Annotated in this window: 14 protein-coding genes; 2 read left to right on the forward strand and 12 right to left on the reverse strand. The window is 42.4% G+C overall.

Translation table 11 applies throughout. The features are described from left to right. Positions 1 to 30 precede the first annotated feature (30 nt). From P0M28_RS17280 to P0M28_RS17295, 4 genes are all read right to left on the reverse strand, one after another. Positions 31 to 270 (reverse strand): hypothetical protein, encoded by a 240-nt coding sequence (locus P0M28_RS17280; RefSeq protein ID WP_302203806.1) that lies wholly within the window; start codon positions 268 to 270, stop codon positions 31 to 33. Positions 271 to 291: 21 nt separating this feature from the next. After that, the gene (locus P0M28_RS17285) at positions 292 to 852 is read right to left on the reverse strand and encodes a Uma2 family endonuclease (RefSeq protein ID WP_302203808.1); all 561 of its coding nucleotides are present in this window, start codon (positions 850 to 852) and stop codon (positions 292 to 294) included. Between the two features lie 109 nt (positions 853 to 961). Then, positions 962 to 2,152, reverse strand: coding sequence for a glycoside hydrolase family 18 protein (locus P0M28_RS17290; RefSeq protein WP_302203809.1), 1,191 nt, complete (start codon positions 2,150 to 2,152; stop codon positions 962 to 964). Positions 2,153 to 2,252: 100 nt separating this feature from the next. Beyond that, a complete protein-coding gene (locus P0M28_RS17295) occupies positions 2,253 to 2,921 on the reverse strand; it encodes a heme exporter protein CcmB (protein WP_302203810.1) in 669 nt (222 codons plus the stop codon). A 123-nt stretch (positions 2,922 to 3,044) separates the two neighbouring features. On the opposite strand from P0M28_RS17295, the gene rfbA reads away from it, so the two are divergent. Then, entirely contained in the window at positions 3,045 to 3,917 is an 873-nt protein-coding gene (gene rfbA / locus P0M28_RS17300) for a glucose-1-phosphate thymidylyltransferase RfbA (RefSeq protein ID WP_302203811.1), read from the forward strand. Positions 3,918 to 4,009: 92 nt separating this feature from the next. Here the strand turns inward: rfbA and P0M28_RS17305 are convergent, their stop codons facing one another. Then, positions 4,010 to 9,343 carry a CheR family methyltransferase gene (locus tag P0M28_RS17305; RefSeq protein WP_302203812.1) on the reverse strand — a complete coding sequence of 1,778 codons (5,334 nt, stop codon included), beginning with the start codon at positions 9,341 to 9,343 and terminating at the stop codon, positions 4,010 to 4,012. 219 nt (positions 9,344 to 9,562) lie between these two features. Here P0M28_RS17305 and P0M28_RS17310 point away from each other — a divergent pair, with 219 nt between their 5' ends. Further along, entirely contained in the window at positions 9,563 to 10,009 is a 447-nt protein-coding gene (locus tag P0M28_RS17310) for a hypothetical protein (RefSeq protein WP_302203814.1), read from the forward strand. A 414-nt stretch (positions 10,010 to 10,423) separates the two neighbouring features. On the opposite strand, the gene P0M28_RS17315 is transcribed toward P0M28_RS17310, so the two are convergent. The 7 genes from P0M28_RS17315 to P0M28_RS17345 all read right to left on the reverse strand — a co-directional run bounded on the left by P0M28_RS17315 (position 10,424) and on the right by P0M28_RS17345 (position 14,058). Beyond that, a complete protein-coding gene (locus P0M28_RS17315) occupies positions 10,424 to 11,044 on the reverse strand; it encodes a hypothetical protein (RefSeq protein ID WP_302203815.1) in 621 nt (206 codons plus the stop codon). A 79-nt stretch (positions 11,045 to 11,123) separates the two neighbouring features. Then, on the reverse strand, positions 11,124 to 11,699 hold the full coding sequence (locus P0M28_RS17320) for a Crp/Fnr family transcriptional regulator (RefSeq protein ID WP_302203817.1): 576 nt from the start codon (positions 11,697 to 11,699) through the stop codon (positions 11,124 to 11,126). A gap of 56 nt (positions 11,700 to 11,755) precedes the next feature. Further along, positions 11,756 to 12,175 (reverse strand): PIN domain-containing protein, encoded by a 420-nt coding sequence (locus P0M28_RS17325; RefSeq protein WP_302203819.1) that lies wholly within the window; start codon positions 12,173 to 12,175, stop codon positions 11,756 to 11,758. Next, positions 12,172 to 12,429, reverse strand: a complete 258-nt coding sequence (locus P0M28_RS17330; protein ID WP_302203821.1) for a DUF6364 family protein — start codon at positions 12,427 to 12,429, stop codon at positions 12,172 to 12,174. The genes P0M28_RS17325 and P0M28_RS17330 overlap by 4 nt, the downstream gene beginning before the upstream one ends. Before the next feature lie 88 nt (positions 12,430 to 12,517). Next, positions 12,518 to 12,928: a CBS domain-containing protein gene (locus P0M28_RS17335; RefSeq protein WP_302203822.1), complete on the reverse strand. Its 411-nt coding sequence runs from the start codon at positions 12,926 to 12,928 to the stop codon at positions 12,518 to 12,520. Positions 12,929 to 12,938: 10 nt separating this feature from the next. Continuing rightward, positions 12,939 to 13,283 (reverse strand): P-II family nitrogen regulator, encoded by a 345-nt coding sequence (locus tag P0M28_RS17340; protein ID WP_302203825.1) that lies wholly within the window; start codon positions 13,281 to 13,283, stop codon positions 12,939 to 12,941. 4 nt (positions 13,284 to 13,287) lie between these two features. Further along, a complete protein-coding gene (locus P0M28_RS17345; protein WP_302203827.1) occupies positions 13,288 to 14,058 on the reverse strand; it encodes a DUF1538 domain-containing protein in 771 nt (256 codons plus the stop codon). Positions 14,059 to 14,064 lie beyond the last annotated feature (6 nt).

The following is a 14,064-nucleotide window of genomic DNA, read 5'->3' on the forward strand; positions in this document are numbered from 1 at the left end:
ATATCAAGAACAATTACTCATGGGTAATAATTACTGACGTTCTTCTAATGCGCTAATACGTTTATCAAGCTTTTGATAGTCTGTTCGGTGCTGTTCTAGTAGTTCACCCATTATATCATATACGTTATCTACTGCGACGTGCAGTTCTTTAAAGTCGCTACGAATACTCTGTAAGGTATCATTTACTACTGAAAACTTCGCATCAATAGAATTCAGTCGCTGATTAGTTTCTTGCTTATACTTAGCGAATCGCTGCTCTAATGATTCCATAGTATTACTACTTAATAGCCTTTATATTTTAGGAAATATATCATCAAAAGTGATTGGGAAGTCAAACGGTAAAGCCTGAAACGGTCCTTTCTTATACGATACAGCAGTTCCATAATCGCCTTTATACAAATCACTGAATATATGCACCTGCTGTTGAGGAATATTAATCACCCAATAGACTGGAATGTCCGCTCGGGCATATAATTCTTTCTTACTTTCCAAATCGCGCGATAACGTAGCATCCGATACTTCCACCAACAAAACAACGTCTGGCACCTGTACATATTCATCTCTTTGCAAACCCTCTCGTTGATAGGCAATAATCAAATCAGGCTCAGGCATAGAGTTTCTAGAAATATCTATTGGAATTTCTCGATCAACGAGATAGTCTTTTTCAGCTAGATGCTTAAAAAAGAAGTTGAAAAGATTTCGTTGAGTAATGAAGTGAGGTGGGTTTTTGGGACTCATAACGTACAGCTCACCATCAATAAGCTCTATCCGCTCATCGTGCGATAGAATTTCATGTTGGTACATTTTCTCTACTTCAGTTATCGTAAATTGGTGCTTATCGGCAGTACTCATCGGATCAACTTTTCAGTTAGCAGATTTGAGTCAACCCCAAAATAATTATCCTCCATTCACTAACACATTCTTGAGCAATAGTATTCCTATCTTGGTAAAAAAACTGCCATTATTCATTAGTAGCGGTTTGGTAGATAGCATCCAGTAGGCTATTCTCTTCTTTAGTATCATTGCCCAGCTCCCAGAACATGACACCGCCTAAATCTGCTTCTATGGCATACTGCGTTTTCAGCTTTACCGAAGCAGTATCATCGTAAGAGAAGAATACGCTGTCAGTTGGGCTGTACAAGTAAGGAGCTTCGGCCACTTCGTCCCAGTAGCGGGTGTAGCCATTTTTATTTTCGTATTCATCGCGAATCAGATGATAAGCCGCCCAGCCGATGTGGGTACCCTGGTTGGGCTGGTACAGTCCGTTTTTTTCGGGGGGCACTCCCTTCCAAGCTCTTCCGTAAAATGCGCTACCAATTACAATCTGGCTGGGGGCAACTCCCTGATTCACACAATAATTTACGATACTTTTTACCGAACGAGGCTTGAGAGCCGGACGGCTCTGTGCCTGAGCGATGCTATCTCCTTTTTGGTAATAGTTGTAAATAGGATACTCTCGCCAATCTTCGCTTTTAATCAGGCCAAGCGGAGTATGATGACCGGTATACGGGAAAGTGCCCGTTACTTGGTCGTAGGTCATTACGTTCATGTAGTCGGCGTACTTCATTACCTCATTTAGCTCGATTTTTTCGTAGTAGTACTCCCATCCGGCAGAAGCAAAGGTTAAGGTCATGGGGCGATCTAGCTTATCCATTTCTTCCCGCAGCTCCTTCATCAGCAGGGTGAAGGTTTGGGTATCTTCTTCGCGGGCATCTATTCCGGCGTAATCCAGTGCCGGATACTCCCAGTCCATATCAATACCGTCTAGCTGGTATTCTTCAATCATTCGGACGGTGCTCTGTACAAACTTCGTCCGACCTTCGGCAGTTACTGCCATATCGGAGAAGCCTCCGGCTCCCCAACCTCCGCAGGCCAGCATGACTTTAAGCTGAGGGTGATTCTTCTTTTGATCTACTAGCCTCCGAAGTTTCTCACCGGCTTCTTCATGCCTGAATTTCATTTCCCCATCAATCACGTTAGAAAAAGAGAAAATGATGTGGGTGAGCTGATCTAATGGCAGATTTTCCGGTTGATAATCTTTTTCCGGTACGTAATACGCCATAATATTGAAGGCTTTTTCCTCTGACTGGGCATCACCCGGTTGACAAGCACTAAAGAGCAATCCGACAAACAGGAAAAAAATAAGCGTCATAAGGTTAGTTTTTAGCATAGTAACAAATACAAAGAGGTCTATAAACGGGCAAGAAGGGACAGGATCATCAGTCATTATTCGTTAATCACTATTCATCATTTTACGTTCGCCACAAAAATGGAAATAATATATACGAAAGTACTACCACAATAGCGTTCATTGCAACTAAGGTGAGTATCTCGTTGTAACTTACGCTGAGTGCCAGACCATCGATGGCATTCTTAGAAACTTTTATCACCATTAGCAGCATCGGGATGATCACCGGAAAGCCTAAAATTGCCATCAAGCTGCTGTTATTATTCGCTTTAGAAGCAATACTAGATACCATCGTTAAGGTGACTGAAAAACCGGAAGCACCCAGCAGTAAGTTTACCGCAAACAAGCCCAAGTTCTGGATAGGGTTACCCATCACCAGCATGTATACTAGCAAACAAGTAGTGGCTAGCAGCAGCAGCAGCAGGGTGTTGTAGATAATCTTAGAAATAATAATTCCTTGAGGGCTAGCTACCGTGTAGTAGTAGATTGCCCGACCGGCTCGCTCTTGTACAAAGCTCTTCGCCACTGCATTTACCGCCGCAAATAGCATAATAATCCAAAATAACGCATTCCAGGTGACTACTTTGAGCGTACCTTGCTGCAAGTTAAAACTCAGGTAGCAGATAAAAACCGCGCCTACTACGTAGAGCAAAATACCGTTGAGGGCGTAGCGTTGCCGCCACTCCAGCACCACCTCTTTTCGCAACAGTAACCGAACTTCTTTCCAGAGCATAATGAGCGCAAAGGTACAAAGGGAAACTCGTAAAGACCACCGAAAACTTACACTACCGCCCAACCACACTCGGGTTCATCCATTTTTTAGTATACTTGCAGCCTAACTAATGCACCACGAATTATGAAGGGAATTATTCTGGCCGGTGGCTCCGGTACCCGCTTGCATCCACTTACCCTAGCGGTGAGTAAACAGCTTATGCCCGTGTACGACAAGCCCATGATCTACTACCCGTTGTCTATTCTGATGATGTCGGGTATTCGGGAAATTCTAATTATCTCTACTCCCCACGATATGCCTCTTTTTGAAAAACTGCTGGGCAACGGTGAGCAATTAGGGTGCAATTTTCAATACGCTGTGCAGCCTAAACCCGAAGGACTGGCTCAGGCATTCACCATTGGGGCCGATTTTGTTGGACGGGATAAGGTAGCTTTAATTTTGGGGGATAATATTTTTTACGGTAGCGGGCTGTACAAGCAACTACAAAGTAATAATGACCCTGACGGGGGTATTGTGTACGCCTACCACGTGCATGACCCGCATCGCTACGGGGTAGTAGAATTTGATGATAATCAGCGAGTTATTTCCATTGAAGAAAAACCCACGCATCCTAAATCAAATTATGCTATTCCTGGACTGTATTTTTACGATAATCAGGTAGTTGAAATTGCTCAAAACCTAAAGCCCAGTGCCCGGGGCGAACTCGAGATTACCGACATAAACAAAGTCTATCTTGAACAGGGCAACTTACAGGTGAGTATTTTGAGCCGGGGTACCGCTTGGTTGGATACGGGTACTTTTGATTCATTAACGCAAGCCGGACAATTTGTGCAAGTAATTGAGCAACGGCAGGGGTTGAAAATCGGTTGCATCGAGGAAATCGCCTACCGAATGGATTTTATCGAGAAAGACCAAGTGCGACAACTTGCCGCTAAGCAAATGAAAAGTGGCTACGGCGAATACCTACTCAACATAGTAGACCCAACTATTTACTGATAAACTAAGCTTCTGGTGTAATCTTAGGCGATCAAGCGGGTTACCGAATTTGTTTCAAAAGAACCAAGGGTTAAGCCGCTTACAGCTTGTATCTAATTTTTCGGATAGTTATTTCTTCGCTCCTGTAGCTGCTGAATCAGTTTGTTTAGTTCTTCCTCTACCTGATGAATAAACGCATCGGAAACGCCGTTAGAAACTTCGTTAGAAACTTCAGTAGAGCGTATTTTTTCTTTTGCCTCTCTCAAAAAACCGAGTACATGTTCGGCTGACAGCATAATAAGCGTAGGCTGCATAGTGTGGATGGTAGCTTGTAGCAATTCAGCATCTTTTGTTTCTAATGCTTTAATAATGGTAGCTTTATGATCGGTAAAGCTACTTAGCGCGAGTTCATAGAACGTATCTAGCCGTTGAGGGTCCTTGATAAATATATCCTCTACCTCAGGTACATTTACCGCTTCATCGGTAGATTGGCTAAACTGTTGTGTGTGCTTTATAATTTTGTTCTGTAGCTCCGATGGATCAAAGGGTTTAGCCACGTAATCATCAAAATAATCGTTCGCTGACTGGCGATTTATCTCAGTAATATCGGCCGTAAGAGCAATAATTGGAGTTTTCTCGTTTCCGTTGCTTAGTGCCCTAATTTGTTTAGCGGCCTTCACTCCATCCATTACCGGCATCCGAATATCCATAAGAATTATATCATAAATTGTTTGCTTCGCTTTGTTCACGGCTTCTTCACCATTGCTAGCCTCATCAATAGCTATGTTCCACCATTCTTGTAAATACTGCACAACTACCATACGGTTAACCGGGGCATCTTCAACCAGTAATAACTGCTTAATCTTGGCTAAACCAACATTAGGGTTTTGGGTATTATGAATGGTAGCTTCTTCTAGCTCGCCAATAGCGAATGAAAGGGTAAAAAAGAACGTAGACCCTTTACCTGGCTCGCTTTTCACATGAATTTGACTACCTTTTAGCTGCAATAGCATTCGAGTAATGGTAAGCCCTAGCCCAGTACCCCCGAAGTTGCGGGAAGTAGAGCTGTCTTCCTGTGTAAAGGAGTTGAAAACATTATCTAAGCGATCGGGAGCAATTCCCACTCCAGTATCAATAACCGCAAAGTAGAGCGTAACCATTGTGCTGCTGCTTTCTACCACGTTTATACGCAAGGTCACTGTACCCTGATGGGTGAATTTAATGGCGTTACTGAGTAGGTTGTTTAGTATCTGGTTCAGCTTATTATGGTCGCAGACAATTACTTCTGGAACATCCTCATCCTGTTCCAGAATTAGTTGGTTTTGGTTCTTTTGGGCTTGAGCTTCGTGAGCACGAATTAGGCTATGGATAAAACGGTGGAAATTAAACGGTGCTCGGGTAACTTCAACTTTCCCCGCTTCAATTTTGCTGAAATCGAGAATATCATTGATAAGCGCCATCAGCGATTGCGACGAAAATTTCAGCGTTTGAAGATTATCTTGCTGAGCCGACTGAGGATTTTGTATCAACAATAAATCAGCAATTCCGATGATGGCATTTAGTGGCGTACGAATTTCGTGGCTCATCGTAGCCAGAAACTCTTCCTTCACTTTCACCGCCTGCTCAGCATCTTCTTTCGCCTTCCTCAGTTGTTTTTCAATACTTTTATAGTGGGTAATGTCATCGACTACCCCGGTCCACACAATATTGCCATTGTTCTTTTTTTCCGGCACGCTCGTAATTTTCACCCATTTTATTAGGTTAGTTTTTGCACTGATGATCCGTCCTTCCCAAGCGTTTACCTCAAGATTTTCAGCGGCTCGCTGAGAACTAGCAGCAAAGCTATTTATATCGTCAGGATGAATCGCCTGATACGCTAAATCTGCATTCTTAGTGATTGCTTCTGGTTTTAGTTCGTAAATTTGCTCGCTAGCGGCACTCACGTAAGTAAATGTATCGCTTCCATCGGGGTAAATAACATACTCATAAATCATCTCCGGAATAGATTCGGTAATTCGCTTGATCTGCCGATCCCGTTTCCGAATGCGCCGTTCGTTGGCTTGCCGATCAAGCTCGGCTCCGGCTCGTAGGCTCAGTACATTGAGCAAATAGTCGGTATCTGGGGTTTCTTGCCAAGGTTGGTCATTAATCATTACTAAAATACCTAAAGTCTCTCCGGTACTTGGCGAGGTAATGGGTACTCCTAAGTAGCTCTCGGCATTCCAGCGTTGCAGCTTTGGGTCTTCTGGAAACTGCTGAGATACATTTTCAAAGTAGCGTACATCCTCGTTTCGGGCTACTGCAGCGCAGGGCACTCCTTGCAAGCCGTACGCGAAATCCTTAGCGAGTTTACCGTCAACTCTGAGAGCTTTGGTTTCTACCTCCGTTTCGTTTGAAGACAGAATACCAATATACACATATTTAATGCGAAACAGTTCGGCAATTTGCTGGGTAAGGTCTTTGAAAAATTCCTCTCCGGTAAGGTTAGCACTCTGCCGAACAATACCTTGTAGCTGTTGCTCTCGCTTACGCTTCTGGGTAATTTCTTGGCTACTCATTACCGCTCCTACTACGGTTCCATCCTCCCCGTGAATGGGCATTACGGTAATATCGTGAAATCTCGGATCGCCAAGCTCAGTAATACGGGTGCTTTCATAACCCGTTACTGTTGTTCGTTTTCCTTCAAAGGCAGTGTCAAACATATTACGAGTTTTAGCCTGAGCATCGGGAAAGTCCTCCAGCAACTTAAGTACGTTGTCTCCTTCTTTCACATCCTTCTGAAATATATTCTGAAAAGCCTCCCACTGGGTTCTATTCAACGCCAATACTTCAAAGTTAGGGTCAACTACCAGTACTAATATGTCTAGCTCATAAATGGTATTATTGATAATACTCTGACGGTATGCTGCTTGGCGTTGAGCCTTTTTCTTCTCCGTTATATCAATTGCCACTCCCTTAATACCCACAACCTTATCGTGCGTAAATATTGGCTGAATAAACACGTCGTAATCGTAGCTACCTAGCCTCATCTCAGCACGTACACTCTGCTTATCGATGAGTACCTGCCGCTTCAGATCAATAAATTTCTGATAATCTTTACCCAGCAGTTCGTCGTCGGTCTTTCCTAACACATTATCAATGGGGTAATCCGGATGACTGTTACACTGCCATATGTACTGCAGGTCGGTATTTTGGTAGAAGATAATAATGGGCGAGTTCTCTAGTGCGAGCTTAAAGCGGTCGTTGCTTTCTTCCAACTCTCCTTTAATTTGGCTGATCTCAGCTTCCTTCTCTACTAAGTTTTCGTTAGAGATCGCTAGTTCAGCGTTAGCTGTTTGCAACTCCTCATTGGCCGACTGTAATTCTTCATTGCTGGTTTCCAGCTCTTCATTAGCTGATTTTAACTCTTCATTCGATGATTGCAGCTCCTCGTTCATGGTCTGCAACTCTTCGTTAGTTGTTTCTAGCTCTTCGGTAAATGTTTGAAGGTGCTCTCGAGTAGCAGCTAGTTCCTGCTCCAGTTCCATTACCCGCACTGCGTTTTTATACTCATCTTGCGCCTTAACCTCATCTAATGAAAGGGGGTAGCCTACGTCAGGATCAATCTTCTCAAAAATTACCAAATAATAACTCTGATCGTTTTTGCGGTACAGTAGTGATTTTACGGTAAGGCGCACTGTTTCTTCCTGTTGGTACGTTGTAAAACGAATAATGCTACTCTTCTGCGGGGTTCCCTCGCGTTTGGCACGCGTAATGGTAGTTCGCAAGCCCAAGTGCAGTCCTCGGTGCACTATTTTGAGAATGCTAGCATTGAGTGATCCTTCGCTCAAATCAACGTAAGGAGCCATTCTGCCTTTAATCAATAACACCTCCAGCGTATCATCAATCACCACATAAGGGTGCTCATACGTTTGTATTAAAGTCTCTCGGGCAATTTCTTCTAGCGATAGTTCGGTCTTTGAAGGTGGAGCCGATTCTGACTTATCCCGGCTCTTTTTAAAGTTGGTATATTTGAGTGTGTTGAGATGCGTCCCTGATTTACGACGGAATATTTTCTGTTTGTTATCTTCTTTAAGAAATAAATCAGTTAGTTGAAGAATATTCTCCGACTTACCCAACATTAGGTAGGCGTTTTCATTCAGGGCGTAGTGAAATACCGGCAATACTTCTTTTTGTAACTCATTGCGAAAGTAGATAAGCACATTACGGCAAGTCACTAAATCTAAGCGAACAAAAGGAGGATCTACGGTAATATCATGTTTAGAGAAGAGTACTAACTGCCGGATTTTTTTCTTAATCTCGTAGCCGTCTACCCCCTGGTTAAAGTATTCTTCCAATAAATCAGGGCTTAGGTTGGCCACTTGCTCTTCAGAATACGCTCCTCTCCGTCCAACTACTAAAGCGTTTTCGTCGATATCAGTAGCAAAAATCTGAACCGTGTTGTTATGAATATCTTTACCCAGAATTTCGAATAAAAGGATAGCAATAGAGTAGGGCTCCTCGCCGGTGGCACAGCCCACCGACCATATCCGAATAGGTTCCCCTCTTTTCTTCTTAGTCACGATCTCTTTTAAATACTTTTCAAGGGTGTTGAAGGCTACCTGATCGCGAAAAAACTCGGTTACCCCAATCAGCACCGTTTGAAATAAGTTGTCCAGTTCCGTCGGGTTTTCCTGGATGTAGCGGTAATAATCGTCAATATTGAGTAGGTCTAAAGCATCCAGCCGTTTGGTGATCCGTCGCTGAATGGTAGAGGATTTGTACTTAGAAAAGTCTGTTCCGGTCTTGCTGGTCATTAGCCGGAAAATACTTTCGGTGCTGCTTTCTTTCTCCTCTACTCCGTTTACCACCTGATGATTTTGGATGAAGCGACCCAACTCATAGCCAATCTGAACCGGAGGTAGCACCACATCTACGTAGCCGGTTTTAATGGCGGTTTCGGGCATACTGCGGTGCTGAGAAGTAGAAGGTTCCTGAGCAATGGTATAGCCTTTGTTCTTTTTAATTTCTCTGATGCCCAAGGTGCCGTCCTCTCCGGTGCCAGATAAAATAACCCCGATGGCATAATTCTTAAATTCAGCAGCGATAGATTGTAAGAGGTTATCTATTGAAGGTACTGCATGTACTTTTTGCTGAATTTTCTTTAAAATAATAGAACGGTCTTCCACCGAAATTTCGTAGTCAGGAGGGGTTATGTAAACCGTACCAGTTTCAATAGGAAGCTGGTCTTGCGCTTCGGCAATAGGCCAACGAGAGTTACGGTTTAGTAACTCTACCATGCGGCTTTTGTAGTCGGGACTGAGGTGCTGGGCTACAATAATGGCAAAATTGGTAGGTTTAGCAGGTAAATTATCAACCAACTTAGAAAGCGCATCTAATCCTCCCGCCGAAGCCCCCACTCCTACTACATATAGTTTATCGCTATCTTTTAGATGATCGTCGCCCATTATATAGGTTTAGTTGAAAATGCATCGAGCAGTGTGTAGTAAATGTACTTCAATTATGAGCAACTCCCAACTAAAGTATTGTCCCAAAAATCCTATGCATTGCTCGCTAGTAGGTTTTTTATACTACATATGCCAGGTAATGTTTTATCAAAATTTGAACGGTTAGTTACTTACTAACAAACTACTTTGTCGTTTTATCTCAATCAAATTGATGTACTAGTGAAAACATTAGAAAACATTGTATCTATCCAGATTCCGGCTAAAGATTTTGAATTAGCCCGGAAGAAGCTACAGGAAGTACAAAAGATTTTGCATCCTTACTTAATTACCCTAACCCCCGAAGAGCGTAAAGTGATACCTAAAATGAGTAATCGCAGTGTACCTTTTGTAGAGAAAGTGAGTGACTATGCCAAGACGAACCCTGAGCTTGGTCCCGCTTATTTAGACGTAGAAGAATTAGAGATTGACTTACAGTCGGTACGTTGCTTGAGCCAGCTGACCCAGCAAGTACAGACTATCCGAAGCAGCTTAGGCGATACGGCCATGCTGGCCGGAAGCGAAGCCTACGTAGCTTCGTTAGCCTACTACAATTCAGTAAAAGGAGCCTCTAAACTAAATATAGCGGGAGCCAAGTCCATTTACGATGATCTTAAAACAACGCTTTGAGAGCCAGAGGCACTGTAGTGAAGCGCGACCTGCAATGAAACAGTTGGCAGTTAGCAAGGTGTAGTTAACAATAGAGAACGGAGAACGAGACCCCGGAACTTGTCGGGGAGAGAACGGAATTTGGAAACAGCAAGCTAAAAATCAAAATCAAGGTAGAAGTATTTTTGGGCTATATTCCCCACCGTGGCCTTCAATCTTACCATGGACTATAATTCTACACGGGTATAGAGAGGGTTTGCGTTCATGGGCTGTGCTCTTATCAGATTAATTTTCAACCTCAATGTGTAGAAGGGAGGTTGAAAATTAATCCGACTTATGTCAAATGTTACAAATGTGTCTGAAGTAGATGTCTTTAACCATTCAAGAATCAGAAGGCTAAAGTTGAGCTAAGTTCTTCAGCACGGATAACCTTTGTCAAAAATTAAAGCCGAAGTGTAGTCCTGGTTCGGCGTTGAATTTAGACCATTTGTTGTCCAGTTGTTTAAAGGATTCAGGCATCTCGGTATGGAAAGGTCGATGCGTAATCGCAATAGAAGGTTCTATAAACCAGCGATCGTTAAACAGTTTGATGTGGTACCCTAGCCGGTAGGTATTGAAAATCTGAAAACCGTTATCAATCTTATTGCCATTATTGTCTACAAAAGACTGCCAGGCATTCATCATGTGAACCGCGGTGTACAAACCTTTCCACCAAAAGCGTTGGTAGACCAGCGCAAACCCACGTTCGCGGATGTAGCCCGGAAACTCTTCTTCAGGAGCTTCAAAAGAACTACTGAGGGGTGGTATTCCTAGTGGCCACGCGTATTTCCAGGTTTTAAATTCTAGCGACACTACGTCTTTTCCCGTCAGACGGTAACCCAAATTAAGCTGCACAAATTCAGGGTTATTCGATTCTAAGAAATTACCCAACATAAAAAAGGTACTTCCGATAAAACACTTTCGGTACGTAGTGTCCTGAGGAGCATATTGGGCTTTGAGCGGCATTAAACTGGCTAGTAATAAAAGTACGCTAAGTATGGTGAATTTTCTTCGCATAATATTTTTGTTTTATGCAAAGATCGTTGGGCAGTAACCCAAAAAACGTTCACTTAAGGTAATTAATGAGCTACCGCTACTATTTTTTATCAGTGAGTCGGGCTCGTAACCGACTTAGCGATTGGGGAGTGATACCGATGAAGCTGGCCAATTGGTGCTGCGGTACTCTCTGTAACAGATCAGGTCTTTTTTCTACTAAATCTAAATAGCGTTCTTCGGGAGAGAACGTCTTGAACTGGTCGAGCGAAAGTTGGGCTTTCGCTAAAAGTTCTTCGGAGAGTATTCGGCAGAGCGTTTCAAATTTGGGAAATTTTTCAAAGATCGCGTCTTCCATATCAGGGTTAGCCACGGTCAGAATAGAGTCCTCTACACAAGCGATAAAATATTCAGAGGGCTGTTTGTTAAGAACACAATGAGGTGTGAGGCCTTCCATTTCGGTATAAAAAGCGGTGGTTTTTTCGTTGCCGTCTACTATATAATATGTGCGTAAGCACCCTTTTAACACAAAATAGCCATCGCTAGAGCGTTGCCCTTCTTCAAGTAAAACCATTCCCTTCTTAAAGGCACGAAATATATCTAAGGCCACCAGTGCCTTCTTCTCTTCTTCCGAAAGAGAAATATATTTGGCAAGAAAGTCAAATAACATGTGTTCCATGGTTGGAATGGTCGTTCGGTCTACTGTTGATTATACTGTGCTTACTGCTACCCGTTTTATTCATTTTTAGTTTTAGCTAAGTATTCTTTAGGGGTCAGAATTGATAATACACTTTCCTTATAATCTTTGGTGTTTCTAGTAATTATAATTTGGTGTCCGGCATCTTCGGCACAATAATTTTGAACAGCATCTTCAAAGTCTTTGAACTTAGAATGAGCTGCTTTAGTAATAATACCCTGCTCCACGTTCTCTACTTTCACGATTTCCAATATCTTCTTCGTTTGGCTATCCGCTTTCTTTTGATTTTCAAGTTTGCCAATGATGTAGTTTACATTCGTGATAGAAATAGGAGAAACACAAAGGCTAACGTTGTCCGCTGTAGCGTCTTCGATGATTTCAACGATGTCATCCGCGAATGGCTCTCTATCCAACAATAAGTCTAATAGCACATCTGAGTCTAGAAAAATCTTATTCACTTCTTGAGATATTTTTCAATAAGTGCATCTTCCAATAATTCTTTATATGAACTAAAATCTTTGGGCATTCTGACTGATCCCTTTAATTCATTCACTATGCTACTGGGATGTTTTTGGCTACTGTCCCCCTTGTCTTTAGATAAAGATTTCAAGTATTCCTCAACGATGCTAGATAAGCTTTTTCCCGAAGCTTTGGCATACGCTTTTGCTTCCTCGATAACCGATTGATTTATTGATAACGTCAATTTGCTCATACGTATTAATTTTTACGTACAATATAGTATAAAAAGATTGAATCTACTGATAACTCAGTATCTGAGTTTGGCCTTCAATGTTTTTTAATTACTTGTTTAGTTGGTTTACACTATCGAGGTTGGTAAACAGAAACTGAGTATAGTCAATCATCCCAATATACTCACCGTTTTCTTCAACGGGGGCAATTCTCACGTCGTAGTTGTACATTAACCTCGGTACGTACTTAATATTCAGGTGGGCTGGAATCGAAAACACTGGTTTAGTCATTATCTCGTACACGCTTACTTCGTCGAGGGTCTTCTTGGGAATGATTACTCCCTTTATGATGTCATAAACTGTAATAATTCCGTTAGCATCAGCATTATTTCTTTTCTGGATGATAAGCGCCTGAACATTTTTCTCCTTCATCAACTCAGCCGCATGTCTTGCACTGGCCAAACCATCAATAAAAAACAGTTTATCGGAAGCAATGTCTTTTGCTTTTTGAAAAGTTTCCATAGCCTTCTGTTTATAATTGTTCAGTATTGAGACTCTCTCTGATTTTCTTGATTTGGTTAGATAGGCCCGCCACTTTATCTATATTCAGCGCAATCAACATTCCGTTGCCTGGCTCTTCAATGTTACATTCATCCGAAACAGACTTTATGATTTTGTTGGTATGGTGTTCTTCCACCACAAAAAGAACAATATCGGTTTTATCTTGTATGGATAATCCCAAAAAACTAGATGGTTCCATGCCACTACCTTTGCCCTGAATAACTACATCGCCAGTCGCCCCGGATTCTTTGGCCGTAGCGACAACTTTTTCAGTGATGTTCGGGTTGACAAACCCTACGATTAAATCAAATCTCATAACTTTAATTTTTACTGGATTTTTTAAAATATACTACTAAATCATTTATTTGGGCGTATCCTAATACCGTGATCATCGGGAAAACGCTGGCAAAAGCAATTAGGCCAAACCCATCTATTGCAGGGTTTCGGCCAGGAACAACCGATGATAGCCCCAACCCTAACGCAGCCACAATAGGTACGGTAACAGTAGAAGTAGTAACCCCTCCCGAATCGTACGCTAAGGCTACTAGGTCTTTTTTTACAAATATGGTTTGGATTACCACGACTATATAACCTACCATAATGTAGGTAGCCAGAGAATCACCAACCACAATACGATAGGTGCCAACCACTAAGGCAATGGCCACACCAATAGCCACTACAAAGCGAAGGTACAGGGTGCCAATTGTACCTCCCGACACTTCATTGGCTTTTACCGCTACCGCATACAGTGAGGGTTCGGCAATGGTAGTGGAGAACCCTAGAAATGCCGCAAAAATGTATACCCAATAATAGGCCTTCCAGTCGGTTGACGAGCCCGAATACGTTTTGGTAATAAACTCCGGGTTGGATAACTGTTTGGCCATTAACTCTCCTACCGGAAATAAAGCTTGTTCCAATCCCATCAGGAAGAACGTTAATCCGAAAATAACCAGTACCACCCCGAAAATTACATTTCTTAGATGGGGTATGGATTTTTTGATAATAAAAATTTGGAATACAGCGATTAAGAGCACGATAGGCGCCACATCTCTAAGGGTGTTTAAAAAAGTAATTCCTAATTCTATGAACATTCCTGC

The sequence above is a fragment of the Tunicatimonas pelagia genome (assembly GCF_030506325.1).
In the GTDB taxonomy this organism is placed as follows: domain Bacteria; phylum Bacteroidota; class Bacteroidia; order Cytophagales; family Cyclobacteriaceae; genus Tunicatimonas; species Tunicatimonas pelagia.

Excerpts from the sequence above, each read along its gene's own strand:
- P0M28_RS17290 (WP_302203809.1), bottom strand. The coding sequence starts at position 2,152 with ATGACGCTTATTTTTTTCCTGTTTGTCGGATTGCTCTTTAGTGCTTGT.
- P0M28_RS17285 (WP_302203808.1), bottom strand. The coding sequence starts at position 852 with ATGAGTACTGCCGATAAGCACCAATTTACGATAACTGAAGTAGAGAAA.
- P0M28_RS17315 (WP_302203815.1), bottom strand. The coding sequence starts at position 11,044 with ATGCGAAGAAAATTCACCATACTTAGCGTACTTTTATTACTAGCCAGT.
- P0M28_RS17295 (WP_302203810.1), bottom strand. The coding sequence starts at position 2,921 with ATGCTCTGGAAAGAAGTTCGGTTACTGTTGCGAAAAGAGGTGGTGCTG.
- P0M28_RS17280 (WP_302203806.1), bottom strand. The coding sequence starts at position 270 with ATGGAATCATTAGAGCAGCGATTCGCTAAGTATAAGCAAGAAACTAAT.
- P0M28_RS17335 (WP_302203822.1), bottom strand. The coding sequence starts at position 12,928 with ATGGAAACTTTTCAAAAAGCAAAAGACATTGCTTCCGATAAACTGTTT.
- P0M28_RS17330 (WP_302203821.1), bottom strand. The coding sequence starts at position 12,429 with ATGAGCAAATTGACGTTATCAATAAATCAATCGGTTATCGAGGAAGCA.
- P0M28_RS17345 (WP_302203827.1), bottom strand. The coding sequence starts at position 14,058 with ATGTTCATAGAATTAGGAATTACTTTTTTAAACACCCTTAGAGATGTG.
- rfbA (WP_302203811.1), top strand. The coding sequence starts at position 3,045 with ATGAAGGGAATTATTCTGGCCGGTGGCTCCGGTACCCGCTTGCATCCA.
- P0M28_RS17305 (WP_302203812.1), bottom strand. The coding sequence starts at position 9,343 with ATGGGCGACGATCATCTAAAAGATAGCGATAAACTATATGTAGTAGGA.
- P0M28_RS17340 (WP_302203825.1), bottom strand. The coding sequence starts at position 13,283 with ATGAGATTTGATTTAATCGTAGGGTTTGTCAACCCGAACATCACTGAA.
- P0M28_RS17320 (WP_302203817.1), bottom strand. The coding sequence starts at position 11,699 with ATGGAACACATGTTATTTGACTTTCTTGCCAAATATATTTCTCTTTCG.